This window comes from Helicobacter macacae MIT 99-5501, assembly GCF_000507845.1.
GTDB classification, from domain to species: Bacteria; Campylobacterota; Campylobacteria; order Campylobacterales; family Helicobacteraceae; genus Helicobacter_B; species Helicobacter_B macacae.
The window spans coordinates 1-26,330 of the sequence record NZ_KI669455.1 but is presented as its reverse complement, the minus strand read 5'-3'; the positions used below and the strand labels follow the sequence as shown (position 1 = coordinate 26,330).

Annotated in this window: 23 protein-coding genes and 1 tRNA gene; 6 read left to right on the top strand and 18 right to left on the bottom strand. The window is 40.5% G+C overall.

Annotation, left to right across the window (positions count from 1 at the left end):
- Positions 1-4: 4 nt before the first annotated feature.
- From HMPREF2086_RS10935 to HMPREF2086_RS07595, 8 genes are all read right to left on the bottom strand, one after another.
- On the bottom strand, positions 5-1,207 hold the full coding sequence (locus tag HMPREF2086_RS10935; protein WP_023928196.1) for a restriction endonuclease subunit S: 1,203 nt from the start codon (positions 1,205-1,207) through the stop codon (positions 5-7).
- The gene (locus HMPREF2086_RS07625) at positions 1,101-1,598 is read right to left on the bottom strand and encodes a restriction endonuclease subunit S (protein ID WP_051397676.1); all 498 of its coding nucleotides are present in this window, start codon (positions 1,596-1,598) and stop codon (positions 1,101-1,103) included. The genes HMPREF2086_RS10935 and HMPREF2086_RS07625 overlap by 107 nt, the downstream gene beginning before the upstream one ends.
- Positions 1,591-3,978: an AAA family ATPase gene (locus tag HMPREF2086_RS07620; protein ID WP_023928195.1), complete on the bottom strand. Its 2,388-nt coding sequence runs from the start codon at positions 3,976-3,978 to the stop codon at positions 1,591-1,593. The genes HMPREF2086_RS07625 and HMPREF2086_RS07620 overlap by 8 nt, the downstream gene beginning before the upstream one ends.
- A 234-nt stretch (positions 3,979-4,212) precedes the next feature.
- Positions 4,213-4,572: an endoribonuclease MazF gene (gene mazF, locus HMPREF2086_RS07615; protein ID WP_023928194.1), complete on the bottom strand. Its 360-nt coding sequence runs from the start codon at positions 4,570-4,572 to the stop codon at positions 4,213-4,215.
- 3 nt (positions 4,573-4,575) lie between these two features.
- A complete protein-coding gene (locus HMPREF2086_RS07610) occupies positions 4,576-4,809 on the bottom strand; it encodes an AbrB/MazE/SpoVT family DNA-binding domain-containing protein (protein WP_023928193.1) in 234 nt (77 codons plus the stop codon).
- 274 nt (positions 4,810-5,083) lie between these two features.
- Positions 5,084-5,659, bottom strand: a complete 576-nt coding sequence (locus tag HMPREF2086_RS07605) for a type I restriction-modification enzyme R subunit C-terminal domain-containing protein (RefSeq protein WP_084330377.1) — start codon at positions 5,657-5,659, stop codon at positions 5,084-5,086.
- A gap of 92 nt (positions 5,660-5,751) precedes the next feature.
- Complete coding sequence (locus tag HMPREF2086_RS07600) at positions 5,752-7,845, bottom strand: DUF262 and DUF1524 domain-containing protein (RefSeq protein WP_023928191.1); 2,094 nt, start codon at positions 7,843-7,845, stop codon at positions 5,752-5,754.
- Between the two features lie 347 nt (positions 7,846-8,192).
- Complete coding sequence (locus HMPREF2086_RS07595; RefSeq protein WP_023928190.1) at positions 8,193-9,116, bottom strand: class II fructose-bisphosphate aldolase; 924 nt, start codon at positions 9,114-9,116, stop codon at positions 8,193-8,195.
- A gap of 442 nt (positions 9,117-9,558) precedes the next feature.
- On the opposite strand from HMPREF2086_RS07595, the gene HMPREF2086_RS07590 reads away from it, so the two are divergent.
- Positions 9,559-10,158 (top strand): FAD-dependent oxidoreductase, encoded by a 600-nt coding sequence (locus HMPREF2086_RS07590; RefSeq protein ID WP_023928189.1) that lies wholly within the window; start codon positions 9,559-9,561, stop codon positions 10,156-10,158.
- A gap of 397 nt (positions 10,159-10,555) precedes the next feature.
- Positions 10,556-11,833 carry a M16 family metallopeptidase gene (locus HMPREF2086_RS07585; protein WP_023928188.1) on the top strand — a complete coding sequence of 426 codons (1,278 nt, stop codon included), beginning with the start codon at positions 10,556-10,558 and terminating at the stop codon, positions 11,831-11,833.
- A 144-nt stretch (positions 11,834-11,977) separates the two neighbouring features.
- Here the strand turns inward: HMPREF2086_RS07585 and HMPREF2086_RS07580 are convergent, their stop codons facing one another.
- From HMPREF2086_RS07580 to HMPREF2086_RS07570, 3 genes are all read right to left on the bottom strand, one after another.
- Complete coding sequence (locus HMPREF2086_RS07580; protein WP_023928187.1) at positions 11,978-12,766, bottom strand: LutC/YkgG family protein; 789 nt, start codon at positions 12,764-12,766, stop codon at positions 11,978-11,980.
- Entirely contained in the window at positions 12,759-14,324 is a 1,566-nt protein-coding gene (locus HMPREF2086_RS07575) for a LutB/LldF family L-lactate oxidation iron-sulfur protein (RefSeq protein ID WP_023928186.1), read from the bottom strand. The genes HMPREF2086_RS07580 and HMPREF2086_RS07575 overlap by 8 nt, the downstream gene beginning before the upstream one ends.
- Before the next feature lie 174 nt (positions 14,325-14,498).
- Positions 14,499-15,248 (bottom strand): (Fe-S)-binding protein, encoded by a 750-nt coding sequence (locus HMPREF2086_RS07570; RefSeq protein WP_023928185.1) that lies wholly within the window; start codon positions 15,246-15,248, stop codon positions 14,499-14,501.
- A gap of 273 nt (positions 15,249-15,521) precedes the next feature.
- Here HMPREF2086_RS07570 and HMPREF2086_RS07565 point away from each other — a divergent pair, with 273 nt between their 5' ends.
- The 4 genes from HMPREF2086_RS07565 to HMPREF2086_RS07550 all read left to right on the top strand — a co-directional run bounded on the left by HMPREF2086_RS07565 (position 15,522) and on the right by HMPREF2086_RS07550 (position 19,085).
- A complete protein-coding gene (locus HMPREF2086_RS07565; protein WP_023928184.1) occupies positions 15,522-16,382 on the top strand; it encodes a carbon-nitrogen hydrolase family protein in 861 nt (286 codons plus the stop codon).
- Between the two features lie 11 nt (positions 16,383-16,393).
- Complete coding sequence (locus HMPREF2086_RS07560; protein ID WP_023928183.1) at positions 16,394-17,275, top strand: polysaccharide deacetylase family protein; 882 nt, start codon at positions 16,394-16,396, stop codon at positions 17,273-17,275.
- Positions 17,276-17,642: 367 nt separating this feature from the next.
- Positions 17,643-18,044: a hypothetical protein gene (locus HMPREF2086_RS07555; RefSeq protein ID WP_023928182.1), complete on the top strand. Its 402-nt coding sequence runs from the start codon at positions 17,643-17,645 to the stop codon at positions 18,042-18,044.
- A complete protein-coding gene (locus HMPREF2086_RS07550) occupies positions 18,045-19,085 on the top strand; it encodes a CobW family GTP-binding protein (protein WP_023928181.1) in 1,041 nt (346 codons plus the stop codon).
- A gap of 29 nt (positions 19,086-19,114) precedes the next feature.
- Here the strand turns inward: HMPREF2086_RS07550 and HMPREF2086_RS07545 are convergent.
- The 7 genes from HMPREF2086_RS07545 to HMPREF2086_RS11935 form a co-directional block, all read right to left on the bottom strand.
- Positions 19,115-19,191 (bottom strand) — tRNA-Ile (locus HMPREF2086_RS07545).
- A gap of 240 nt (positions 19,192-19,431) precedes the next feature.
- Positions 19,432-20,571 (bottom strand): FtsW/RodA/SpoVE family cell cycle protein, encoded by a 1,140-nt coding sequence (locus HMPREF2086_RS07540; RefSeq protein WP_023928180.1) that lies wholly within the window; start codon positions 20,569-20,571, stop codon positions 19,432-19,434.
- A gap of 128 nt (positions 20,572-20,699) precedes the next feature.
- Positions 20,700-22,994, bottom strand: coding sequence for an AAA family ATPase (locus HMPREF2086_RS10930; RefSeq protein WP_023928179.1), 2,295 nt, complete (start codon positions 22,992-22,994; stop codon positions 20,700-20,702).
- On the bottom strand, positions 22,981-24,351 hold the full coding sequence (mtaB, locus tag HMPREF2086_RS07530) for a tRNA (N(6)-L-threonylcarbamoyladenosine(37)-C(2))-methylthiotransferase MtaB (RefSeq protein ID WP_023928178.1): 1,371 nt from the start codon (positions 24,349-24,351) through the stop codon (positions 22,981-22,983). The genes HMPREF2086_RS10930 and mtaB overlap by 14 nt, the downstream gene beginning before the upstream one ends.
- A gap of 36 nt (positions 24,352-24,387) precedes the next feature.
- The gene (locus HMPREF2086_RS07525; protein WP_023928177.1) at positions 24,388-25,617 is read right to left on the bottom strand and encodes a hypothetical protein; all 1,230 of its coding nucleotides are present in this window, start codon (positions 25,615-25,617) and stop codon (positions 24,388-24,390) included.
- 64 nt (positions 25,618-25,681) lie between these two features.
- Positions 25,682-25,846 carry a hypothetical protein gene (locus HMPREF2086_RS11645; RefSeq protein WP_023928176.1) on the bottom strand — a complete coding sequence of 55 codons (165 nt, stop codon included), beginning with the start codon at positions 25,844-25,846 and terminating at the stop codon, positions 25,682-25,684.
- Positions 25,847-25,883: 37 nt separating this feature from the next.
- A partial coding sequence (locus HMPREF2086_RS11935; RefSeq protein WP_023928175.1) for a hypothetical protein occupies positions 25,884-26,330 on the bottom strand: 447 nt, incomplete at its 5' end.

Here is a 26,330-nt window from a genome sequence, read left to right as displayed (position 1 = left end):
TGCGCTATACCAATTCACCCGCAAAGGCGGATTTTAGTAGGCTTGATTTTAGTTGTTTGGCTTTGGATAGGCAAGAGTCGATATACGCTCTTACCTTATCCACGCTAGTGAAATGCTTTTCTAAAATCGCCACGATTTGCTTTTGAATCTTTAATGGCGGAATGGGGATTTTGATTTGTTTTAACACTTTTACACTTGCAATGTTTTGGATAGCCGAACCAATCGTATTTTCTAAAATAATCCTTTGCATATTTGGCGAATTAAACAAATGCACGAAATAGCCATTTAAAATCTGCGTATTGTCAAGCCGTATTTTTAGCAATGCTTGATTTATGATGCCCATCTCAACATTTTGTGGCAATTCAAGTATTTTGCCTAATGTCCCAGAGCAACTAATCAGCAAATCACCAGCACCAGCCTTAAAAGATTCTAACTCTTTAAATTTTTCTTGTGTAATAAAATAGCGTTTCCAATCTGAATCTTGATTTATAGGATTGTATTGCTCAAATACTCGGATTCCAGAATCTACAAAAAATTCTTTTTTAAGGGAACTTCCAAAGGGTCCCTTTTTCATAGCGTGTTTGTCGCTTGATAATACTTCGCCAAGTGTTTTGATTGTCCAGCCTTGCGGGAGATTCGCCGATTTACCATTGAGCAAATCCTTATCATCATTGCGAGGCGACTTGTCGGCGTGGCAATCCAAAGCATTATCATTGAGAGGACTTACCCACCCCCTAGCCCCCTCCGCAAGGGAGGGGGAAACTTTATCGTCATTGCGAGTGCTACCCACCCCTAAATGCCCCTCGTGCTGCGGGAGGGGACTTTTTAGCGCGTGGCTACTCTCTTGTTCCCCAGCCATTGCGCGTGGGCTATTCTCTCTTTCCCCCTCCCTTGCGGATTGCACTTTTCTTATTCCCCCTCCCTCTGCGGAGGGGGCTAGGGGGTGGGTTAAGTGTGTGGATTTGCCTAGCGATAGGTGGCAATCCTGCGTAAGTGTGCCATTAAATGCGGATTTTAGCAGACTTTGCTTGTATTTGGTGAGATTGTTTTTGGCAGATTTTAGGTGCTTTGTGCCACTCTCGATTCGAGAAAATGCCTCATCAAGCCTTTTGACAATGCGTCTTTGAATCTCTAATGGCGGAATGGGGATTTTGCAATTTAGAAAAACTTTTAGCAGAAATTTCTTTAAATGTCGTGCCACTTGCATAACTCTCGGCTAAACTTTTTGAATTAAGCAAATAATAATATACAAATTCGCTAAAAACATTTTCGTTTGGAATCAGGCTCTTAAACCCTTGATTCGTGCATAATGAATTTGACGCTATGGCTACATATCCTATCGGTGCTCTTGATGAAAAAAGTATCGTGCCTTTTGGCACTAGCCTTGCAGATGAATTTTTTAAGCCTTTTTCGCTAATGTTTCTTTTGCCTTGTGATATAAATTTGTCATTGTAATTTGACAAATCTGCAGGGGTAATCCAAGCAATATCGCCACCGAAATTATCGGCTTGTGAAGTTGTGGGTGTGCCACCAGAAACTATCTCGCCGATTTCGCCAAGTGTTTTAACTTGCCAATTTGTTGGTAAGTTACTATACATTATCCTTACCTCCACTTTTGCCTATACTTTCTAACAATGCGTTAAATTGCTCCTTATCTTTTGCTTTGATTGTTTTGATAACACATTGAGCAACTCTTTGTATCTCTTGCAAATCTAGTGGAACCGTAGCCCTAATGGTAGTTTCCTCCAAGTGAGACAATTCATTTATTATCCTATTAACAAAACTAGCCTTTTGATAATCGCCGAAAAAATATTCATATTTTCTCATCAAACTTTCATTGTTTGGATATTTGAAAAATAAATAATAGTCTAAAAATTTTCTAATATGATTTGCAACACCATAATAAATATCTACCGTAATATCGTTAGGCGTTTGAAATTTAGCACATTCTAAAATTTTTTCAAAAAGATAGTTATATTCCGTGATATATTTTCTTATGTGAAGTGGCATTTTTTTAATTTCGCTTGAATGTTGTTTTTCTATTAAAAACATTGGTGTCCATTGTGTCTCACTGCCACGCAATTCAAAACCTGTTAAACTTTTTAAATACTTCAAAAATTCTAAATTGTGGGTTGAGATAAAAAGCTGTGTGTAATTTTTTGATTTAGCAATCTCACTATCAATCAAAGAAAAAACAAAAAAGATATGATTGTTATCAAGGCTAGAAATAGGGTCATCTATCCAAATTATAGGTTTTTTACCTTCTGTGTCTTTGTCTTGCAATTTAGCCACAAAATAACAAAAAGCAAGTAAGCTACACTCGCCCTCACTCAAATTTTTAGCTGGTTTCCCTGCTCTATGGATTTCAAACTCACCATTTCTATCGGGTATAGACTTGAATTCTAATTGATTATATCCAAAGAAATTTTTTAGATATTCATTTGCCTTGTCTGCACCTGCTTTTTCATCGCTTAAAGAATTTTCTAATTTCTCAATCTCATTTTTTGTTTTTTGTATATTGCTTTTAACGATTTTTTCATTCTCGTCATATTTATTAAAACTTTGCTTTAATTTTTCAATTTCAGCTTGCGTTTCAAAATATTTTATATCTTTGATAAAATTTGCTACCCCATTTAATCTCAAACATTCTCTAGCTTTGTTTTGTTCCTCACCAAGTGTTTTAGTTTTTTCGTCATTTTCATTGCATAGACTTTGAATAGATTGCAAATCTTTTTGAATTTCTTGTGAATAATCTTTGATTGAATTTGTATCTAATTGTAAATTTTCAAAGATATTGTCTTGTTTGGATAGGATTGACTTTTTTATTTTATCTAGCTCATCATTATAACATTTTATATTGTTAGCCAAATTTTCCTTTAAATTATTAAATTTGTCTTTGTTTTGGACATAAAACACATCATCTTTAATGGGCACGACATTGCTATCTAATGCCTTATAGCTTTCAAAATTATTCAACCAATCTTGTAGCTTATTTTCAAGGTCTATTTTATCGCTACTATCATCTTTTATATGTTCAATAAGCCATTTAATCCTTTCTTTGCTTAACGGACTTTCGCAAAATTTGCATTTTTCACTATCGTGCTGGTGTAATTCCAAACCTTTTTCTAGCCACTTTCTTAAATCATTTTCTATAACCTCTTTTGCGATGATTTCCTTTTCTATGAGAATTTTTGCCCCACTTACGATTTGAGAAAAATTATTTTGATTAAATAATACTTTAAAATTTATAGGATTTTTCGGTTCATCTTTAATGATATTTCTATATTCATCTTGCTTTTGCTGTGAAATAATATGTTGAGCTATATTATTTTCATCTTTAATTGTTTCATTTATATCTTTTTTAATAATTGTAATATCATAATTTCTGCCTTGCTTTATAAAATTTGGATTTGCTTTTATGCTTTTTGCTTTCTCTCTTAATTGTTCATCTTGATTTTTATCTTTTATTTGCCTTTCTATTTCTTTTTTATTATTTTCTAAATCTTGCAATTCTTTATAAAAGCCACTTGCTTCAATATTTTGTTCCTCATCTTTTTGATTACCTAATTGCTGTTTTAATTTTTCTATTTCAGTTTGAATATCTATATTGATTTTTCCTACCACAATAGACGAAAAAGCTTTTATATTTGCGCCTTGTGCGTCATCATTGATGAGAAAACTTAAATTTTCTCTAACAAAATCTTTATTATAAACCCTTATGCACAAATCTTTATGTTCATCTTTGATATTAGATTCATTTAAAGTATTATTATTTTCAAATTTTATTTCAAAAGTAGCGTTAGGATAATTGTGGTGCGGTTCTTTTGCTTCAAAACTTCTTAAAATCCTTGATAGTGTTGTTTTTCCTGCATAATTTCGCCCATAAAGGATATTTAATGTTTTAAATTCTGGTAAAGAATCGCTCCATTCAAAATTTTGATAAGAGCCGTAATTTATTTTAGAAAATTTGTTAATCAATTTTTCTCCTAATTTTTAAGTGTTGTGCCAAAATTATACCAAACTTTCCATTAAGCATTTTCCCTAACTCGCCTTTACTCCCCCGATGAGTGCCCATATTAGCGTAGTGTTTAGCTCATTTAGTAGCGTGGCAAATCGCTCTCCAAAGAGTGCCTTTGCCACAAAGATTCCGTTTGTATCGCCATAGGCGTCATTTAGTCCTTGAATGTCATCGTGTGGCTTGTCGCTATGTGGTTAGAATAGCAAAAGTGAGAGTTTATGCAAGGCGCATTGGAGTGTGTCGCTATCTATCTTGTCGCAAAATCGCGCGTTTCTCGCTCTAAAATCTAGGCTTTTTATATGGTCGCTTAGGATTACGCCATCAATCTTTTTGCTTTTTAGCGCGATTTCAAAGGGATAGCCTTTGACTTTGCTTGTGATAGGCATAGCTAGGCAAAGTCCGCTTTTGGAGTTATACTCCTCTGGGCTTAGCACTAGGGCGGGTCGCATTCCCCCTTGCTCGTGTCCGCTTCGTGGGTCAAAGTCTAGCCAGATAATATCGCCCCTCTTTGGTGTGTATGTCTTGGTGGGGGCTTTTGGTGTGCGTGATGGCATCTCTTACCACTCTTTGCCACGAGGGGTAGAGAAATCATCGGTGTGTAGGTTGTCATCGTTGATTTTGCCTAGCAAGTGCGAGAGCTCTTCTTTTTTGCTTAGGATTATTTTGTTTTTTGAGACTTTTATGTCTAGGGGGGTGTTGTCATTGAGTTTTAGATTTTCTACGATAGCGTTTGGTATGCGGATAGCAAGGGAGTTGCCCCATTTTTTTACATTGGTTTGGAGGGTTTGCATTTGGTCTCCTTAGGTTTTTTGTTATGGCTTTTGCTCTGCGATATATTTAGCTCTGCGACATATTTCAAAAGTATAAACAAAAGTATATCAAAAAGAAGTGCTTTTGGCAAGGTTTTGATAGAGGCGGATTCTAGAATTTGCGCTAGATTTTGCGGATTACTTCGTTGTGGCTAAAGCCACTGTCTCGCAATGACAATGGGTGTGGATTCGCCCTTTGATAATAAGGGCGTGGATTGCCACGAATCGCTTTGCGATTCTCGCAATGACGAACACCCTAACTCGCCTTTACTCCCCTGATGAGTGCGAGGTTTAGCTCATTTAGTAGCGTGGCGAATCGCTCTCCAAAGAGTGCTTTTGCTACAAAGATTCCGTTTGTATCGCCATAGGCGTCATTTAGCCCTTGAATGTCATCGTGCGCTAGATAGGCGTTTGTGATGATATAGTCTTTTATGTGGGTTAGGAAGTCTAGCTGCTCTGGGCTAAAGTCTATGCCCTTTTTGATTTGCCGTCCTTTCCACAGCTCAAAGCGTGAGTTTGCCACACCTCCAAAGTCGCGCAATTCTTTGTCAAAGCCTAGCTCAAATCGCACGAGCTGGATAAGGTTTGTGAGCTTTTGTGTGGTGGAGTCGCCCCTTAATGGCTTCACGCACTCGTTTTGCGCGGTGTTGCGCACAAGCGCGTAAGCACTCCAAAGACTTGAGATAGTAAGCGCAGATAGTTGTAGCTTGTCGTGCAATTCGCTTATAAGTGTGCGCGTAAGGCGCGAAGTGGCGTAGCTCTGCGTGTAGATGATATGCAAAGCCTCTATCTCATCTTTGTTTGATTGAATAAAATCTTTAAAATCTTGAATGCGCTTAAGGGCTTGGTCTGCGCTTTTTTACTAATAATAACTTTATTATGACTATGTATGCTTTTACAGATAATCATTGCAAGCAAATATCCCTATTGTTGCTCCTCTAATGCCTGTCGTATAAGCCCCAAACAATATGGTAATTTTTCAATAGAATCCAAGAAAACCACCACCTTGCCACTACCCCATTGTCCTTTTGGGTTGCTTGAAATATCTTCTGCCAAATCTCTAGGGTCATTTAAATCTTGTTTATAGATATTTATGCTAAGTTTTAGCCGTTCAGCTTGTGGAATAATATCTACAAAATTTGTATCAAATTTATAGGCAATCCAAAGTTTTAGAACCTCTTCTCTCACTCCCTCATCAAGTGCCAAAATACCCTTTCGTAGTTCATCAAATAACTTTCTACTTTTTCCATTTTTAGCCAAAAATTTATGGTCATCAAGCGTATAGGATTCCAATCTTTTGTCTTTCTCTTTTTTATAGCTTTGCAAAATCTCTTTGTCAATTTTTGGATATTGCCAAATTTGCAAGGCTTTGTTTGCTAATTCATTAGCCCTTGATTTGATTTCATTTTCACCAAAGGTTTGTAAAGTCCTTAAAGTGTCGTTTAATCTTAATGGGCTTTCTTTAAATCCACCTTGCATATCTCGCTTTTCTACAAATGATTTGTTTGAATATTCAGAGTTATAACCTGTGAGTGTGAGATTGCCTAGAGAATGGAGATATTTTTCGTGAATCTGTTCATAATCTTGTCCTAACTCTTTTTGCCAAGCAGTGCTATTATCGATATTTTGTGGCATAATATGTTCTATCGTGTATTCATTTATATCTACTCGTTCTTTTCTGCCAAAATTTTCTAACTTAGAAAGCAAATAATTTGTCTTTTTAAATTTCATATAAAGTTCTTTGCTAGATAGATTTTCCTTAAATAATTCATCATTTGGGAATGACGCATTTGAAGTCAAAATACAAAAACGAGCCAACACACTTTCGGTGTATTTACTAACATTGATAGAATTCCCAAAGTTAGCAAAAACTTTGTTGAGTGCATTTGTAGGGATACCACATACAGCGCGTCTAAAGATATAGCTCTCTGTTAATTTAATGATTTGTATAAAGTCATCTTTAGAAAATAGTGAGTTTTTATAGTCATCATAAAGTCTAAGCAAAAATGGATACACAACATCTGCTTCTAGCTTTGATAAGTCATCAAAAGCATTTAATAACTCTTTGTCACCCTCTTGCTTAAGTGCCATATTGCAATAGTATTTTGCAAACTTTTGCAATTCTTTAAGTAAGTTTTCTACCCGCAAATCATTTTCTCTATGATACTGCTTAAATGAATCATAAATCTTTTTAAGATTTGGCACTTTGCCATTGTTTTTAATTGTTAGATAATCGCGCATAAAGCGGTCAAATTTTTCTCCATAATATTCCTGTCCAAAGCCACGCTCCATTTCCCGCCAATATGTTTCATATAAATGTGCTTGTTTTTGTGGCTCTAAGTCCATTAAAATATAATTGCGCATTAAATCGGTTTGTGTTAAATCTTTGCCTGTGGAGTTCATACTCTCAAAGATAAGCTGTGCTTCGTCTTTTTCTCTATCTAGGGAAATATCAATGATTGAAAGTTTGTTAATTCCCTTGCAAATAATTTCTAAGCTATCTTTATTTTCTTGGATTTTTTCTTTGAAAAATTCAAAATTTTGGTTAATTTTTATGGAGATTTCTTGTGGTTGTGGCTTGTCATCTATGATAGAAATAAGCGTATCTTTGTCTGTTTGAGACAAAATTAGCTTATATCTTTTTTCATTTTTTTCATCAGGGTTTATTAAATATCTGTTGCGGATTTTGGTTTTTGAAAATTTCTCTAAAATTTCATCATCACATATAGCATTACTAAGTGCAATTAAAAGTAATGTCAAGGTAGTTAGTCGTTGTTGTCCATCTATGACAGAGAGTTGATTTATTGCAGTTTGGGAATGCTTATCGCCGATATACATAATCGAACCAATAAAGTGCATAGAGACATTATCATTCGCACCCACTCTAAGAATATCGTCCCATAATTTCTCACAATGCTCAATATCCCAACTATACATTCGCTGATACACAAGAACTACAAATTGAAAATTTTGTGATTTTCCCAAAAATCCTAAAATATCTGTCGGTCTTGCTTCCATAAATTAGCTCCTCTTTTTGATAATTTTAATTCTATCATAGTATTTCTAAAAACTAAAGTCATAGACACATAGCGATTAAACTCGCCTTTATCTTGCAGGACAAACCCGCAATGTTGCAACAATGTGTCAATATCTATCCGTGTCTTTGCTTCGTCTTTCATAATAATAACTTGCAGTTCAATCCCCGATTTACCCCCTAAATTTGCCCGATTTGTCCCTCAATTTGCCCCACGATTTACCTGCGATATACTTACAATCAATACACCTTTACCACCCGCATTTCCCTCCTAAGTCATTTTAGTTTGCTAGATTCCCCCCTCCCAAATATATCTCTTTAAGAGATTTTACTAAATTTTGTTTGCAGAGCCTAGCACTTCCATTCGCTCGGCTATTACCGCGCTCATCGCTTCCATAGCAGGGGCAAAAAACTTGCGCAAGTCAAATTGCGTGGGGTCTTCATTTGCGACTTTGCGCACTTGTGCCATAAAGGCTATGCGCAAATCCGTGTCGGTATTTACTTTGTTTATCCCGCCTTTTACCGCTTCTTGCAAGAAGTCAAAAGGCACGCCCTTGCTGCCTTTTAGGTCGCCACCTGTGGCTAGGAAAGACTCGCGCACATATTGTGGTATCGCGCTTGCGCCGTGAAGCACGAGAGGGATATTGGTGCGTTTTTTTACTTCTTGGAGGCGGGCAAAATCTAGCTTTGGCTCGCCTTTGAATTTAAACGCTCCGTGGCTAGTGCCTATGGCTGGGGCTAGGAAATCCACCTTGCTTTTGGCGACAAACTCCTCTGCCTCTGCGGGATTTACTAGCACGGCGTCCGCTTCGCTCACAGAGATATTATCCTCAATACCTTGCAGTCGCCCTAGCTCTGCCTCCACGCTCACACCCTTGCTGTGGGCATACTCCACCACTTGCGTGGTGAGGGCTAGATTTTGCGCAAACTCGTGATGAGAAGCGTCTATCATCACAGATGTAAATCCCGCGTCAATGGCTTTTTTGCAAGATTCAAAAGAAGTGCCGTGGTCAAGATGAAGTGCCACAGGGATATGGCTATATCGGCTTGACATCGTGCGTGCAATCCCCACCACCATATCAATACCAAGATATTTTATCGCGCCCTCGCTTGCTTGGATAATAAGCGGGGATTTTTTGCTCTCCGCCGCGAGGAAAATCGCATTGAGCATTTCAAAATTAACAAAATTAAACGCGCCTACGCCATAGCCCTCTTTGTGTGCCTTTTGGAGGATTTCATTTCCTGTAACTAGCATTGTTGCTCCTTTTTGGTTTTGGTGTTTGGCTTGTGTTTTGGATTTGGCTTATTTTTAGCTCATTTGGCTTGAAGCAAAATCCAAAGTCTTAAAGCCAAAAATTTAAGTGTAGCCAAAATCTTTTAATACGCAAAATTTGTAGTCATATAAGCAAGCAATCTTTTGGCTAAATACTTGCTTTGAGATAGAATCTCTTAGGTTTGTTTCTTTAATGTTTTATGGCATTTGCTTTTGCAAATTTTGCACAACATTATCATTTTTATACTACAATTCACGCGCAACAAAATCTTTGGTGGATTTTAGGGTAATTATCCAAAAGCTAGATTTAGCTAGACTTCTTTAAGAATTACTTATTGGAATTCTGCCTCTTGGATTCTACTCTCTTAAGATTTCACTTGGTTTGCAAAGGTTTTGGCGCAAAATCTATCATAAAGGATACAAAATGAAAACTTCCATTACTATCATCGGTGGCTCTATCGCAGGGCTTACCTCTGCACTTATTTTTGCTAGCGCAAAAAGCGCGGATAGAGATTTTGAGATAACTATCATTGATGAGGGCAAGGGCGATTTGAACGCCGCTGCGATTTATAATGCTCCTCTTTTCCCACTAGGCGCAAAAGCTCCCGAGATTTACTCACAGCTAAAATCTCAAATCGCTTCTATGCTTGAAGTGCGCTATATCACGGGCAAAGCCACTGCTGTGAGCGGGCAAAAAGGCGCGTTTATCACAAGTGGAGAGGGGTTTGAAGCACTACAAAGTGAGTATGTTATATTTGCTACGGGAGCGAGTAGCTTTGAGATAGAGGGGTTTAGAGAATTTGTGCGTCCGCACACGCTTATCCCCCGCCCAAACAAAGTCCGCCTAGAGTGGAGTGGTAGACAGGAGCTAAAAGCGGGCGCGTATGTCGCAGGTATAGCTTCAGGGGTAACCTCTATGGTAACCACAGCTATGGGCTCTGCTAGCGAAGCTGCGTGTGCTATCATCAGCGACATAGCAGGCGAGGTAGCCTACCACCACGATACTCCTACTTCAAGGAAGTAGCAAAAGGGTGGCAAAAATATTGATTTTGCTTGATTTTGGGCTTTGTGGAGGGGTGTTTAGGTTTTGGTAGATTTTGTGCCTACCAAAACCATTGCTACAAGGTTTAGATATTTCCCTAGTGGCTTCATTACCTTATTATTGCACTTAACCTTTTTTATTGCTTGCTTCTTACACTTGAATGATTTTTGTTTCTTGATTTTTTCACCAAACTTACTTGATTTAACTTGGCTTGCAACTTAACTTGCGTTTTTGCGTGTTTTTTATCATTTGTATTGTTAGGATTCTAGTGTGTTTTCTCATTTTGGCTAGAATTGCGTTTTTTATCTATGAGATTTGGTTTTTTGTAAGGAGAATTCCCGTGAGGACATTAGTTTTTATTTTGACGATAGGAGTGTTTATGAGTATAGCAGGTGCAAATCCAAAACAAAGTGCGTTGCCTGATTTTAAGCAGATACGACTAGAAAATGGGCTAGAAATAGTGGTAATCCCGCTTGATAACAAAAGTGGCGTGATACAGACAAATGTGTTTTACAAAGTGGGCTCTAGAGATGAAGTGATGGGCAAAAGTGGCATAGCACACATACTAGAGCACCTAAGCTTCAAATCCACCAAAAACCTGAAAGCTGGGCAGTTTGATGAGATAGTAAAGAGCTTTGGTGGGACAAACAACGCAGCGACAAGTTTTGACTACACGCAATACTACATAAAATCAAGCGCGGCAAATGTCGATAAGTCGCTTGAGCTATTTGCCGAGCTTATGCAAAATCTAAGTTTGAGTGAAAAGGAGTTTCAGCCCGAGCGACAAGTCGTAGCAGAGGAGCGTAGATGGCGGACTGATAACTCTCCTGTGGGCTATCTCTACTTCCGTTTTTTCAATACCGCGTTTTTGCACCATTCGTATCATTGGACACCTATTGGCTTTATGGGCGATATTTTGAGCTGGGATATAGATGATATACGCAATTTTTATCAGCAGTATTATCAGCCAAATAACGCCATAGTCGTGGTAGCAGGTGATATAGAGCCAAATGTGGTATTTGAGAGTGCGAAAAAACACTTTGGTAAAATCGCTAACAAAATCAAAATATCTCGCCCTAAAATCACAGAGCCCGCCCAAGATGGCTACCGCGAAGTCATAGTCCGCAAAGAAAGCGAGATAGAGTGGCTACTTATGGGGTATAAAATCCCAAACTTTGAGGATAAAGACCAAGTAGCACTCTCTGCGCTAGCTGACATACTAAGCGGGGGTAAATCTGCCCTACTTGATGCCGAGCTAGTGGATAAAAAAAACATAGCTAGCGAGGTATCTGCTTCTGCTATGTCGCTAAAAGATAGCGGGATTTTTTTGTTTATGGCGGCGGGTAATGCGGGTGTAGAAGCAAAGAAACTGCAAAAAGAGATTTTAGCCATACTAGAGAGAGTAAAAAGAGGAAAAATCACGCAAAAAGAGCTAGACAAAGTCAAAGTAAATATGCGTGCTAGCTTTGTTTTTGGGCTAAATAAGGCTAGCTCGGTAGCAGGAATCTTTGGACGATATTTGGTAAAAGGCAACATAAAACCACTGCTTGAGTATGAAGAAAGTTTTTCTAAGCTGACTTTGGAGGACATAACCTCTGTGGCAAAAAAATACTTCAAAGAAGATGGGCTAACTGTAGCAATACTAAAAAATCCATAGACAAAATCCGCATAAGTTTTTAGTAGTTTTTATTGGGAGTTTAGGTAGATAATATCGCTAGCTAGCTTGTATGTGATAGCGTCATCGGACACTTTATTAAAAAGCCAAAAAACTAAGCAAAAAGCTAGCGATAAGTTTGCGTGCTTAATACAACACCGTGTAAGTCTTTCTTGGTCCGTGCACGCCAAAGACGGTTTGTAGCTCTATATCTGCGGTGCGCGATGGTCCTGCTACAAGGATAATATTACTTGGCAAAATCTCGCTCCCACTGCGCTTCCTCTCATACTCTTTGGCAAATTTAATACCCTCTAGCATATTTGGGACGATATGATTTTTATCAAGCAGGTAAATGCAAATGTTTGTGATGAGCGAGCTTAGGCGCGGGGCGTTTTCATTGGAGCTAAGTGCTATCACACCCAAATCCGCGATACCACAGCGAGCTTGCACGATACTAGCACTTATGCCAAAAAGCCTATCACGCATAGAATCTACACTTTGGGTGTAGGGCAAAAGCGCGTAGGATTGCAAGTTTGCTTGCTTTAGCGCGTTTTGCACGGCTTCTAGCTCGCAGTCCAAATCACAATTACACAAAATCTCAAAGAGATTTTCGCCCGCGCTAGCACCACTTGAAGCACCACCATTGCTAGCACTCGCGCTGATTTCGCTATCATTTTCGGCGAGGATTTTAGCGATAGTGCGTGGCAAATCGCCCTTAGAAGATTCTATGATAAGGGATTTGTTGTTGGTGTGATTGAGCGTAAAATCTTGCAACAACGCTTCTTTGCCCTCTCCGCTTAGGTGCAGTGGCTGGCTAAAGCGTGGCTCGCCCTCCTTGATACTTGGGATATGAGAATTACACGCGATAGATTCCCTCACTCGTGCTAAAATCTCTTCTTTTGGGCTTAAAGTCCCTTGCGTATTTGCATTACTCATAAATCACTCCTTGCATTTGTTTTACCTTTTGGTGTAGCCCCCCGCTAACTTTTGGAAAGGCGCGGTATTTTACCCACTTACTTAGCAATGGCACAAAGCTAGCAAATGGCTTAGCAAGCGGTGCTAGATGGGTTAGACTCATTACAAATCGCCATTTAGCTGGGCTTGTAGCGAGGTTTGCAAATCCTCTCATCGCGCTTTGCTCGATAGGATTTTGCGTATGCAGTTCAGAATCTAGAGCATTCGCACCGCTTGAAATACCACTTGCGACACCTGCACCACCTGAAGCACCACTTGCGCCACTCGAAGCCACGCCACTTGCGCCATATTCGCCATTTGCTTTGACTATCTTTCTGCCCTGCCCTACGCGCTCACTTCGCAAATCGCGTATCAGCTCCGCTAGGGGAATCTCCACAGGACACACCTCGCTACATCGCCCACATAGTGAGCACAAATCAAGCATCGGCGAGCAAGAATTTAGCCCATAGATTTGTGGGGTAATCACTTCACCTATGGGTCCGGGATATGTGCTTAAGTATGCGTGCCCGCCGATTTTATCATACACGGGGCAGTGATTTAGACAGCTCCCACAGCGGATACAGCTCATCGAGCGGTAGTAGTGGCTATCTTTTAGCATATTTGAGCGGTTGTTATCAAGCAGCACGATATGCACTTCTTTTGGTCCGTCTTTTTCGCCCTCTTTGCGCGGGGAAGTGATTATGTTGTTATAACAAGTGATGACGCTTCCCACCGCAGAGGGTGCGAGCATAGAGTCCAAAATCGCAGCATCTTCAAAGCTCTCCACCACCTTTTCGATTCCACAAATGGCGATATGCACATCGGGCGCAGTGGTGCTCATTCGCCCATTGCCCTCGTTTTCGATAAGCCATATCGCGCCCTCATTTGCTATGGCGAAATTCACCCCACTCATTCCCATAGTGAAAGTTTGAAACTCCTTGCGCATATAGTTTCGCGCTATGGCGTTGAGCTTTTCGATTTCATTTTCTAGCGGGGCATTTAGCTTAGCGTGAAATAGCTCACCCACTTCGTAGCGGTTTTTGTGGATAGCGGGGACGACAATATGCACAGGCGGCTCGCCAAGAAGCTGTAAAATCACTTCGCCCAAATCCGTCTCAAACGCCTCTAATCCCTTAGATTCTACGAAGTGATTAAAGCCGATTTCCTCGCTTGCCATTGACTTACCTTTGAGGACTTTGAGTGCACCTTTGTCTTTCATAATCCCATAAATAAGCTCATTTGCCTCTTTTGCGTCCCGAGCCCAATGCACTTTCATACCATTTTTTGTGGCGTTTTTCTCAAACTCTAAGAGATTTTTATCAAGTTTGCGTAAGTTTTTTTGCTTAATCTCCTTGCCCTTAGCGCGAAGCGATTCCCAATCAATAAACCTTGTGGTTACGAGTTTTTTGCGATTGCCCCGCAGAGTATCCATCGCACGCAATAGATTTTCTTGGAGTTGCTTATTGCTTAGTCCTTTTTCTATCGCGCTGTGGTATTTGCCTTTTAGCTCTTTGGTGCTTAGATTTGTGGTGCTACTCATTTTTGCCTCCCTTGTTGTGTTTGTTATCTTGGCTTTAGTGCTTTTTGTGCTTTGCAAATCAAACGCGTAAAAAGCACGTCTCTAGATTCTAGAATCTAGATTGTTGCTCGCGCTTTTTCCGCTACTTTTTGCATTGCCTTTTTCGCCTTTCTTACTTGCATTTTTGCGCTCTTTTTAGGCGATTCCTATGCGCTGGGCTAGGAAATCATATAAGTGCATAGGCTTCACACTCACGCCTTGCTTTGCCATAGCCCCTGCGATATTTAGCAGACAGCCTGCGTCTGCTGATAGCAAATACTCCACATTTCGCGCTTGTATGTCTTCAACTTTGCGCGTAACCATAGCGTTGCTCACCTCTGGCTCTTTTACGCTAAATGTCCCACCAAACCCGCAACACTCCTCCTCGCGCTCTAGCTCGATGAGATTGACATTTTTTAGTCCTCTTAGCAGGGTTTTGGCTGGCTCTATGCACTTAGCAGTGCGCAGGGCGTGGCAGTTGCTATGCCAAGTTACATTTGTGCTAGCCCCTTTGTCCTCATAAGCCACGCCACGAGCAAGCAGATACTCGCTTAGCTCATATATGCGAGTGCAAAATCTCTTTGCCCTCTCATAGTGCTCACTCCCCTCAAAAAGCTCCAAATAATCCACCCTCATCATTCCCGCGCACGAGCCACTAGGCAAGATAATAGGAATCTCTTCATCGAAAAGCTCCATATTGTGCAAGGCGATTTTGCGCGTCTCATCATAGTAGCCAGAATTAAAGCTTGGCTGCCCGCAGCAAGTTTGGTCTTTTTTGAAAACCACTTGTGCGCCTGCGTTTTGGAGGAGTTTGATAGCATTTACGCAAGTGCTAGAATACGCCGCCGCCCCGATACAAGTAGCGAAAAAATACACACGATTTGCTGAATTTTCTTTGTGAGGCATTTTCTCTCCTTTAAGGTTTTTTGCAAAAACTCACAACATTCTTACTATTATGCTGATTATGATACAAAAACTTTGTTACATACTTAGGCATTATTTCAAAAATATAGGCATAAATCTTTGTAATCAAATCAGTTCTCTAAGGATAAATAGCATAGACATAGAAGCATTAGCATAATGTTACTTTTTGTGTATTTTAAGAAAAAATATAGATTTTGTAGCAGTAGCGTTAATAAATATATGACTACAATAAAAGCAAAAGTGTAAGGAATCAAAATGCGAATCCTAAATGTCGCCCTTATCCAAATGTGTCCTAAGCCGTTTTTGCGCGATGAAAATCTATCCCTTGCGCTAAAACTAGCAAAAGATTCGCTTAAAAAAGGCGTGAATCTAGTGGTATTTCACGAGTTATTTGATAGTGGATATTGTGTTGCTCCGCACGACAAAGATTTCGCGATGGATTTTGCAAAGCCACAAAAACACGCGACTTTCAAAACACTAAGTGCGTTTGCAAAAGAAAACTCCGTGCATATCGTGGCGTGTGGCATAGAAAAATCGGGCAAAAAATTATATGACACCGCCTATATCATCGCACCAAGCGGGAAATGCGTAGGCAAACACCGCAAAATCTATCTGTGGGGTGATGAAAAGTCGCGTTTTAGCAAGGGCAAAAAATACGAAGTTTTTAAGCTAAACTTTGGCGATTTCAGCGCGAAAGTGGGTTTGCAGATTTGCTATGAAATAGGCTTTGGTGTGGGCGCAAATATTTTGGCTTTGCAAGGTGCGGAGATTTTAATCTATCCTAGTGCGTTTGGAGCGGCAAGGGCGTATAATTGGGATTTGCTAAGTGGGGCGAGGGCAGTGGAAAATGGGTGTTTTGTGTTAGCGTGTAATCATAGCGGTGTTGAATCTAACGCGCTAGATTCTGCGCTCTCCACGCAAAAAGACGCAGAATTTGCAGGGGATTCAAGAATTATCTCACCACAAGGCACTATCATCAAAAAAGCCACAAAACTAAATGAAGCCATAATCGCACAAATTAACTTAGATGAGATTTACTCACAACGCAAAGCGATTCCCTACCTAAAAGACTTTGATACCAAACTCACTAAAAGGAGTTTTGGCAAATTGACTTAAAGGAGTAACAAATGGCAAAAGAGATTTTAGTAGCTTATGGCGTGGATATTGACGCGGTGGCAGGGTGGCTAGGTAGCTATGGTGGCGAAGATTCGCCCGATGATATTTCGCGAGGACTTTTTGCAGGAGAAGTGGGAATCCCACGACTTTTGAAGCTATTTCAAAGATACAATTTGCCTGCGACTTGGTTTGCACCGGGACATTCGATTGAGACATTCCCAGAGCAGATGAAAATGATAGTCGATGCAGGGCACGAAATCGGTGCGCACGGCTATTCGCACGAAAATCCTATCGCAATGAGCGCGAAGCAAGAAGAAGATGTCTTGCTAAAAAGCATTGAGCTAATCAAAGGGCTTACGGGCAAAGCACCCACAGGCTATGTCGCGCCGTGGTGGGAGTTCTCAAACATTACAAACGAGCTTTTGCTAAAGCACGGCATAAAGTATGACCACTCGCTTATGCACAATGATTTTACCCCATACTATGTGCGCGTGGGCGATAAGTGGAGTAAGATTGATTATAGTGGGGAGGCGAAAGATTGGATGAAGCCTTTGGTGCGCGGGGAGGAAACGGATTTGGTGGAAATCCCTGCGAATTGGTATTTAGACGATTTGCCACCGATGATGTTTATCAAAAAGTCGCCAAATAGCTTTGGCTTTGTAAGCCCCCGCGATATAGGGCAAATGTGGATTGACCAATTTGATTGGGTTTATAGGGAAATGGATTATGCGGTGTTTGGAATGACGATTCACCCTGATGTGAGCGGGCGTCCCCAAGTGCTACTAATGCACGAGCGCATAATCGAGCATATCAACAAACACGATGGCGTGAAGTGGGTAACTTTCAATCAAATCGCTGATGATTTTTTGAAGCGATGTCCGCGTAAGAAATAGCGCGAAAGTAATTTGTCTATTTTTGAACTTGCGGATAGCTTCGGGCAAAGTCCTCGCAATGATAAAAAGTGATAGATTCTGCGAATCGCAAAATCTGCGTGGTAATCCACTCTTGGTTCTGCATTCTTTTTAACGGTGGATTGCCACGATTCTGCTTGCGCAGAATCTCGCAATGACGGAATATTATAGATTTGCGTTTGATTTGTAATCGATTCGCAAAACGAATCGCAATCGAAGTAATGGCGGTGTGGCTTTTGTATTTGTAAGAATTTTTGGGCTCTCAACTAGACTTAGAGTCTGTTGAAGTCCAAAAATTCTTACAAGTGCGAAATTGCATACCAAAGACACAAATTGAAAAGGAAATAAAATGTGTATTTTGTGCGGTGAGTTGGTTAGCTCGTTCCATTGGAGTGATATTAGCTTTGGGAGCGATATGAATCTAGCAGGGCAAAAATCTAGCGTGAATGAAAACGCTTTTTCGCGCAAGAGAGCGCGACTAAAGCGCGTAAAATTGCTAAATGAGATTTTGCGCTTTTATGGGCTGAAAATCGATGATTGGCAGGGCAGTAAATTCGTGCTGTGCGATAAAAAGGGGCAAAGTGTGATTGTCAATGATTTGGGCGATTTGTGGGATAAGGCAAAGGATTTGGCAAAAAGAGAGATTGACGCGCTAGATAGCAATCTTTTGGCATTTTTGGGAGAATCTAATTTGAATCGCGAATCTGTCGCGAATTTTAGCGCGAAACGCAAATCTACGCACTTAAACTAAATGGCAAAGATTCCACTCACGCTTATCACAGGCTTTCTAGGCAGTGGCAAAACTAGCTTTTTGGGGCAGTATCTAGGCGCAAACAACGACAAAGGCATAGCCGTAATCATAAATGAAATCGGGCAAGTCGCCCTAGACCAGCGAGTCTTGCGCTCGAGCGTGGATTATAGCGAGGAGCAAATGCTATATCTAAACGCGGGGTGCGTGTGCTGCAATCGTAGAGTTGATTTGGTGGAATCGCTAAGAAATGTGCTAAATGGCTATGATTCGCGTGGCGAAGTGCTAAATCGCGTAATCATCGAAACCACAGGGCTAGCAAATCCCGCGCCGATTTTATGGACGCTTCTTAGCGATACATTTTTGGGGGCGCATTTTGAGGCACAGGGCGTGATTGCCTGTATTGACGCACTAAATGGATTTTTGCACCTTGAAAATAACGAGGCGCGGGAGCAAATCATCTTTGCCGATAGTATTTTGCTGACAAAGACGGATTTGCAAAGCGATGAGGAGGCTTTGAGTGCGTTAAGAGCGGAGATTTTGGGGCTAAATCCAAGTGTGGAGATTTTTGATAAAGCGATTTTGGGGGCGAATTATGAGCGATTATTTACACAAAATAGCGCGAATCGCTCTGCGAATCAAGCTACGAATCGCGCGAATCTAGCACTAGATTCACAAGATTTATGCAAATATTTTAGCAACGATTCGCACAAACCCCACGCACAGGGCTTTGATACGCTTAGCATTAGCTTTAGTGGAGCGATTGAGTGGAGTGGATTTGGGATTTGGCTAAGTTTGTTGCTTCACAAATACGGCACGAAAGTCCTGCGCGTAAAGGGGATTATCGATATTGGCGAGGATTTTTTGGTAAGCATAAATGGTGCGATGCACATTATCCACCCGCCTACGCATATCAAAAAGGACGCGCAAGCTGGCTCAAATCTTGTCTTTATCACGCGCAACTTGCCAAAAGAAAAAATCATTGATTCGCTAAAAGGCTTTAAATGCTTGCTTGGTATGAATGAGGTTTTGATAAATGGCTAAAAAGTAGTTAAAAGAGGTATAAGAAGTAATGGTGGACCTTGTAGGACTTGAACCTACGACCAATCGGTTATGAGCCGAGTGCTCTGACCAGCTGAGCTAAAGGTCCTTTTCAAACCAAAACGCAAGCAAAAAAGCAAGCGAGTAAAATAACGCAAGAAAGTGCAAGGCAAGATTCTACCAAAAATTTACTACAAAATCCACAAAATACCAAAAATCTCTTTTAATAAGCACTTCAAATCTCACTTGCTAATCAAAGGGCTAACCAAATAAAATCCAAGCTAGCAAGCACTTCTATATCAAATAGCTATGCTTACTTTTTATGATTTCATTAGGATTTTATGTCGAGCTATCTTTTATCGCCCCCCCCCCCCCACTTTCTCTTGCGCACGAGCACTTTTAGGGGATTTTGGCTATTAGTGTAGCTAAAGCGAAATGCGAGCATATTTTCTAGTATCCCAAAAAGCACCATAAAGGTAATAAAGCTACTCCCTCCGTAGCTCATAAGTGGCAATGGTATCCCAACCACAGGGGCAAAGTCTATCGTCATACCGATATTTACAGATACATAAAAAAACAGCAGCATAGCCACTGCCGCAGCGGTGGTGCGCAAGCGATAGTCCTTTTCTCCCATAAAGCAAAAGGATAAAATATGCAAAATCATCACGCCATAAAGCCCGAGAAGAAAAATCGCCCCCAAAAATCCCCACCGCTCCACAAAGTAGGCAAATATAAAATCACTCGTGGCTATGGGGAGGAACTTTAGCTGTGTTTGGGTGGATTCTTCTTTTTTCTTTCCTAGAATGCCACCTGAACCTATGGTGATGATTGATTGCTGGACGTGGTAGCTTGGCTTTTCGCTAATGAAGTCGTGGATTCTCTTTTTTTGGTAGTCTTTTAGCGAGCCATAGATAAAAGGCGAAGCCACAAGCACGGACATTATGAGTGTTATCCAAATGCGTGGATTTACCCCTATCAAAAACAGCGTGCCAAACCCCATAAATAGCACCACCAATGCCGTTCCCAAATCTGGCTGAAGCAAAATCAACACAAATGGCAACAAAATATAAAAGCTCAAAATACAAAACTGCTTAATCCCATAGCCGTTTGGTGGAGGGGGATTGGTAGATATGTGAAGCCCTAGCAGGAGGATAATAGCGACTTTGACAGGCTCGCTAGGCTGAAGTGAAAATGCCCCGATAGTAAGCCACCTCTGCGCTCCTAGCTGCTTAGTCCCTGCTACAAGCACAAGGATAAGTAGCAAAATGCAAACCCAATAAAACACGATTATCATTTTGTTTGCTTGCCGAAATGGTAGAAAAAACACAAAGCAAAACGCTGCTATGCCAAAAAGCACATAGATAGTTTGGCGAATGTTTTGACTAGGGCTAACCTCGCTAATAAGGACATAAGAAATCACAATCAGCGGTAGCAACAAAAATGGCAACAAAAAATCAAAATGCGTGATAATGCGCTTATCTATCATCATTGTGGTGTCCTTAAACTTAGATTTTGGGTTTGGTAGTGTGTTTGGTAATTTTGTGCGGATTTGGTGTGGATTTCACTCATTTGGGCTACCTTTTAGTTTGTGGATTTTGTAGTTTGTGGGTTTTTGCGCTATTTGAACTTTATGCCGATAAAATCTGCCAAAATTTCAGCGTTTTGCACGATGAAGTGCTCTTGCTCTTGGCGAGATTCTTTTGCTAGTTTGGCTTGTGTGTCTCTAGTTTGTGTGTTGATATTTTGCTCTTTTTGTGATTCTAGCTCGTTTGGTGGGGTTGCTTTAGAATCGCTAAATTCTTTTGATTCATTATTTGCTTCTTTTGCTTCATCATTTTGTGTTGGGAGTGTTTGTGGTGGCGTGTCTTTTGATTCGTTGAAATAGTCCTTGCTAAGTGCGTTAAATGGTGTAAGCACTGTGGGGGCAAATGCAGAGATGACAAATTCTGCTCCGTTTGTGCTACTTCCCTCTTTGGTGGGGTTTGCGGTGTCTTGTGCTTCATTTGTCGCCCCACTTACTCCACTGCTTGTGCTTATAGACTCTACTCCGTGCCAATCAAGCCTCTCATACGCTAGCAAAGCTCCACCCGCTAGCAAAATCTCTGTCATATTTTTTTGCAAAAACTCGCTTAGATTTTTGCTTTTTAGCAGTTTTTGCACTGCTTCTGCCACAAACTCTGCGCTAGAAATATCCCCTCTATAAATGCTTTTTTGCTCCAAAATCTCAAAATCCTCATTTGCTTCTTTTGTCCCAAAAAGTCCTCCTAGATTTTTAGATGGACTAGCAAAAAGCCCGTTTTTGCTACCAAACTCAACCAACTCACAAGCCCTCTTAAAGTCCTCTCCACCCACGCCAAATCCCTCTCCGCAATGCTCCCACAACGCCACAGAACCAATAAGTGAAAAATAGATTCTGCGTAGTAGCTCATTTGTGCCTATGGTGTGAGTATTTAGCTCTAGTAGGCTTACCTCAAATAGTGTGGCTTTTTGTAGTGGCAGAGAAGTTTTTAGCGCGAAAATTATCTTGCTTGCTTGATAGAGTGCGTATATTTTCTGCGCTTTTTCGTCCAAAAATGGCAATCGTCTTTTGCCACTGCTTATCTTGCCATAAACTGCTTCAAAGTCGCGCTCCTCTATTTGTGTTCCGCCTCGCCTTGCGGTGTTTAGCGCAGCTTCATTGACAAGGGTAGCAAGCATAGCTCCACTAAAACTTGAAGTCTTTTTTGCGATTTGGACGGGGTCTATGTGGGATTTTTTGGATTTTAGATACATTTTTAGGATTTCGGTTCGCTCTGCAAAGTTTGGCAACTCAATAAACACCTTTCTATCAAATCTACCGCTCCTAAGCAAGGCAGAATCAAGTGCTTCAATGTGGTTTGTCGCACCAAGCACGATGACACCGCTACTTTCGGAGAATCCATCCATTTCTACAAGTAGCTGATTTAGGGTGGATTCTCGCTCGGAGTTGTGAGAATCGCTTGTGCGCTTTTTGCCAATGGCATCTATCTCATCAATAAACACTATGCAGGGCGCACTAGCCTTTGCCGCGCTAAATAACTCACGCACTCGCTTTGCGCCCACGCCTACATACATTTCTACAAAGCTCGCCCCGCTTTGATAAAAAAACGGCACGCCAGATTCTCCTGCTAGGGCTTTTGCGATGAGGGTTTTGCCCACCCCCGGTGCGCCAGAGAGAAGCACGCCTTTTGGGAGGCTTATGCCTAGTGCGCTGTATTTGGCAGGGTGTTTTAGAAAATCCAAAATCTCTAATAGCTCCTCTTTTGCTTCGCTAATCCCTGCCACATCGCTAAACTTGATATGTGAGTGTAGTGGCTCTATCAAATCCCCAGAAGAGCTAGAATCACTAAAACTTTTTGGGCTAAAGCTATTTGAAAATCTGTTATTGCCTGCATTGTTTGCACCGCTAGGTTTTGCAAGCCTAGAATCGCTATCACTCAAACCACCTCCTTTTAGGGTTTTCATATTTTTTTTGTCATAATAGTTGTGGCGGTTTCCACCAATCTCCCCAAAAAAGCCACCAAATGTCCCTCCAAGCAAGCTACCAAACATACTTCGCCCAAAAATAATAAAGCTAACCACAAATACAAACACAAAAATCACGCCCAAAACAATCCAAGAAAGCACCTTGCCTTGCCCTTTTTGCAAAGCAATAGTTGTAAGCACTTGAGGTTGTATCTGCATAAGAAGTGTTTTGTATAGCCCACTATTTGTTTTGCCATAGAGATAATCATCTTCTACCCATAGCTTTTCAAACTGATTTTGCTGCATAGCCCCCTCAAATGCGTTTGCTGATAGCGTCTCTGCATTATCACGCAAGCTCAAAATCAGCACAAAAATAAGCGCGAAAAATATCGCAACCACAGCGATATAAAATCGTTTAGATAATGGCATAGTTATGCTCCTCTTTTATCTCATAATCACTGATTGCTAGCCATTGTGATTGTGATGAGTTTTTTAGTGGTGTGTGGGATTGTATAATGATTTTGTTAAAAAACTCATCAAGCCCATAATAATGTCCTCCTAGCTGTTTTTCTATGAGAATCTTTAGAGAAGCATTTTTTGCTTTTTTTGATTCTCTAAAGTGGCGGTTTTTGGCTTTTATGGTGGATTGTAGTTCGTGTAGGCGGGATTTGGCGACATCGCCACGGATAAGCGGGTATTTGGCTTGTTTGATGAGATTGGCAGAGTGTGTCCCATCACGCAATGAGTAGATAAATGGGTGTATATGCGTAAGTGGCAGGCTTTTGGCGTTTGCTAGGGCTTCTTGCCATATCGCTTCACTCTCGCCCGGGTGAGCTACTATAAAATCCGTGCCGATAGCATACCCTAAAGATGCGATTTTTTCTAGCAGTCGTGCATCTGTCTCAAAGCGATTTACACGATTCATAATGCTTAGCATTTCATCGTGGGTGTGCTGCAAGGCAATGTGTAAATGCCTACAAAATTTCTCTTCGCTCAAAATCTCCAAAAACTCCTCATCTATTTGGCTAGGCTCTAGAGAGCCGATACGCACGCGCTTTAGCCCATCTAGCTTAAAAAGCACCTTTAGCAGTGTGGAAATATTTGTGCCTTTGTCTTTGCCATAGCTACCTACATTTGTCCCTGTAAGCACCACTTCGCTTATGCCAGAATCAATTAGCCCTTGCACTTGGGAGCGCACGCTATCTATCTCATAGCTCCTAGCCGCCCCGCGCACAAGCGGTATCACGCAGTAGCTACACGCAAAATCACAGCCCTCTTGGATTTTGATAAACGCGCGAGATTTGCCGACAAACTCCGCTATCATTGTAGAATCTAGGTGCTTTTTGTCTAGCTCATCAGCATAAAAAACTTCCTTTTCTTGGCTAAGCTGTTTTAGTGCGCTGTTGATATTCTCTTTGTGGCTATGCCCCAAAATCCCGCTTACGAGATTTTGGCTAAAGAGTGCTTTGCCCTGCGTGCCTACGCCACAGCCAGCGAAGAGAATCTTTTTGCCTTGAGATTGGATTTTGCGGACATAGCTTCGCACGCCACTATCCGCACCATTTGTTACTGTGCAGGAGTTTACAACGACAATGCTAGCCTCGCTCTCTTCCAAAGTCGCTTCAAAGTCGTGTAGATTTTGCCTCATCACTTGAGTGTCATATAGGTTTGTCCTGCAACCAAAGGTTTTAAAATACACCTTTGGGCGAGAATCTTGTTTGTGCGAATCTTGTTTGCAAAAATCTAGGCTTTGGAAATCTTGCGGGCTAGAATCTATAAAATCCATTATTTACCTTTCGTGTCTTTATGTATTGCTCTCTTGCTACTTTTTCTTAGATTTGCTTTTGCTAGCTTTGGTTTTTTTGGTTTTGGTGTTTTTGGTTTTTTGTGTTTTTGGTTTGGTTTCTTTTTTGGACTTTTTGGGTGGCTTGCTTTGACTTTTTTGCTTTTTGCTTGGTTTTTGGTCTTTTTGGACTTTTTGTGCACTAGCGAGAGTAGTGCCTTTGCCTTTTAGGTTCTTTTTGGTTTTTTCATCAAGTTGCCCTTGATTATACTTGCCACTTGTCTTTGCTTTTGTATCGCCACTTAGCCTTTTTTTTGTGTTTTTATCCATTGTCAAATCACTATACTTATCCGCAGTCTTGGCATTTGCTTTTTTTAGATTCTTTTTGGTTTTTTTATCCATCGTCAAGTCGTTGTATTTCCCTGAAGTTTTAGCGCGATTATCCCCTGCTAGATGAGTTTTGTCCGCAGTGGTTAAGTCAGTATATTTCCCTGAAGTCTTTGCCTTTATATTTTTTAGCTTTTTCTTTGTGTCTTTATCCATAGTCAAATCGTTGTATTTATCGCTAGTTTTGGCGCGATTATCCCCACCTAAATGTGTTTTGTCAGCTACGCCTAAATCATCATATTTGCTAGCCATTTTAGCGTTATTATCCCCGCGCACATTTTGCTTGTAGCTTTTATCTAGTGCGAAGTCGCCGTATTTATCATTTACTTTTGCTTTTGTGTCGCCACCTAGATTTTGCTTTGTGTCTTTATCCATAGTCAAATCGTTGTATTTATCGCTAGTTTTGGCGCGATTATCCCCACCTAAATGTGTTTTGTCAGCTACGCCTAAATCATCATATTTGCTAGCCATTTTAGCGTTATTATCCCCGCGCACATTTTGCTTGTAGCTTTTATCTAGTGCGAAGTCGCCGTATTTATCATTTACTTTTGCTTTTGTGTCGCCACCTAGATTTTGCTTTGTGTCTTTATCCATAGTCAAGTCATTGTATTTGTTGCTAGTTTTTGCTTTTGTGTCGCCTATGTTTTTATCTTTTTTAGCAGCACCGCTTTTGCACATTTTTTGGTCGTAGTTAAACTTCCCTTTAGAGCCTTTTGAGAAAGTAATCTTTTTGCTCTCATACTCAATAGTGATTTTCTCAAGTATGTCGCAGTAATCAGCTTTTGGATACTTTTCTATAAGCGCGGTTTTGAACTCTTGATAGTCCATATCTATCGCGGTGTTTGATTTGGCAAATGTCGTAATAAGCCCAAATTCATACATACTCTTATCCTCTTAGTCCTCTCTACCGCTTAAGCTATTTCTCATTTACTTCTTATTTTGGGAGCTATGGGGTGTAGATTTTGTCGTTTTTAGTGTCATATAGTTTTGTCTTGTGCGCAAAAGTTTTAAAATGCGCCACTAGGAAAAAGTGTGGATAAGAATCTAGTAAATCATTTTTGGCTTCATAGATACCACACTGCAAACTTTTAAGAGAACCCCTAAAATCCATTATATGCCTCTGTCTGTGCTGCTTTTGTGCTATTTTCTTAGAATTTTTTGGATTTTTTATCTGTTTTGCTCGCTTTTTGTGCTTTTTTTTCTTCTTTTTGGGACTTTTTGGAGATTTTCTTGGCTTCTTTTTGCTCCTCTTTTTGGGCTTTGGCTTTTTCTTTTTTGGATTTTTTGCTCTCTTGTTGTATGTATCGCTGCGAAGTGGAGTTGAACTTATCTAAGTCATAATCTTTGCGCTTTTTGTATCCCGGGTCGCCTACTTTTTGGTATTTGTAGTAGTCATAGTCAAGCTCTTCTTGTGTTTTGTTTTTTAGATTCTCTTTTGTTTGTGCATCAAGCTGTGCTTCATTATACTTGCCACTTGTCTTTGCTTTTGTATCGCCACCTAGATTTTGCTTTGTGCCTTTATCCATTGATAAATCGTTGAATTTATCACTTGTTACGGCTTTGTTATCCCCGCTTAGTTTTTGCTTGGTGGATTT

Coding starts and splice junctions, on each gene's coding strand:
- HMPREF2086_RS07570 (WP_023928185.1), bottom strand. CDS start 15,248: ATGCCTCACAAAGAAAATTCAGCAAATCGTGTGTATTTTTTCGCTACT.
- HMPREF2086_RS10935 (WP_023928196.1), bottom strand. CDS start 1,207: ATGCAAGTGGCACGACATTTAAAGAAATTTCTGCTAAAAGTTTTTCTA.
- HMPREF2086_RS07595 (WP_023928190.1), bottom strand. CDS start 9,116: ATGCTAGTTACAGGAAATGAAATCCTCCAAAAGGCACACAAAGAGGGC.
- HMPREF2086_RS07555 (WP_023928182.1), top strand. CDS start 17,643: ATGTGTATTTTGTGCGGTGAGTTGGTTAGCTCGTTCCATTGGAGTGAT.
- HMPREF2086_RS07540 (WP_023928180.1), bottom strand. CDS start 20,571: ATGATGATAGATAAGCGCATTATCACGCATTTTGATTTTTTGTTGCCA.
- HMPREF2086_RS07560 (WP_023928183.1), top strand. CDS start 16,394: ATGGCAAAAGAGATTTTAGTAGCTTATGGCGTGGATATTGACGCGGTG.
- HMPREF2086_RS07565 (WP_023928184.1), top strand. CDS start 15,522: ATGCGAATCCTAAATGTCGCCCTTATCCAAATGTGTCCTAAGCCGTTT.
- HMPREF2086_RS07625 (WP_051397676.1), bottom strand. CDS start 1,598: ATGTATAGTAACTTACCAACAAATTGGCAAGTTAAAACACTTGGCGAA.
- mazF (WP_023928194.1), bottom strand. CDS start 4,572: ATGCCATCACGCACACCAAAAGCCCCCACCAAGACATACACACCAAAG.
- HMPREF2086_RS07585 (WP_023928188.1), top strand. CDS start 10,556: ATGAGTATAGCAGGTGCAAATCCAAAACAAAGTGCGTTGCCTGATTTT.
- HMPREF2086_RS07590 (WP_023928189.1), top strand. CDS start 9,559: ATGAAAACTTCCATTACTATCATCGGTGGCTCTATCGCAGGGCTTACC.
- HMPREF2086_RS07580 (WP_023928187.1), bottom strand. CDS start 12,766: ATGAGTAATGCAAATACGCAAGGGACTTTAAGCCCAAAAGAAGAGATT.
- HMPREF2086_RS07550 (WP_023928181.1), top strand. CDS start 18,045: ATGGCAAAGATTCCACTCACGCTTATCACAGGCTTTCTAGGCAGTGGC.
- HMPREF2086_RS11645 (WP_023928176.1), bottom strand. CDS start 25,846: ATGGATTTTAGGGGTTCTCTTAAAAGTTTGCAGTGTGGTATCTATGAA.
- HMPREF2086_RS10930 (WP_023928179.1), bottom strand. CDS start 22,994: ATGCCATTATCTAAACGATTTTATATCGCTGTGGTTGCGATATTTTTC.
- HMPREF2086_RS07600 (WP_023928191.1), bottom strand. CDS start 7,845: ATGGAAGCAAGACCGACAGATATTTTAGGATTTTTGGGAAAATCACAA.
- HMPREF2086_RS07575 (WP_023928186.1), bottom strand. CDS start 14,324: ATGAGTAGCACCACAAATCTAAGCACCAAAGAGCTAAAAGGCAAATAC.
- mtaB (WP_023928178.1), bottom strand. CDS start 24,351: ATGGATTTTATAGATTCTAGCCCGCAAGATTTCCAAAGCCTAGATTTT.
- HMPREF2086_RS07525 (WP_023928177.1), bottom strand. CDS start 25,617: ATGTATGAATTTGGGCTTATTACGACATTTGCCAAATCAAACACCGCG.
- HMPREF2086_RS07610 (WP_023928193.1), bottom strand. CDS start 4,809: ATGCAAACCCTCCAAACCAATGTAAAAAAATGGGGCAACTCCCTTGCT.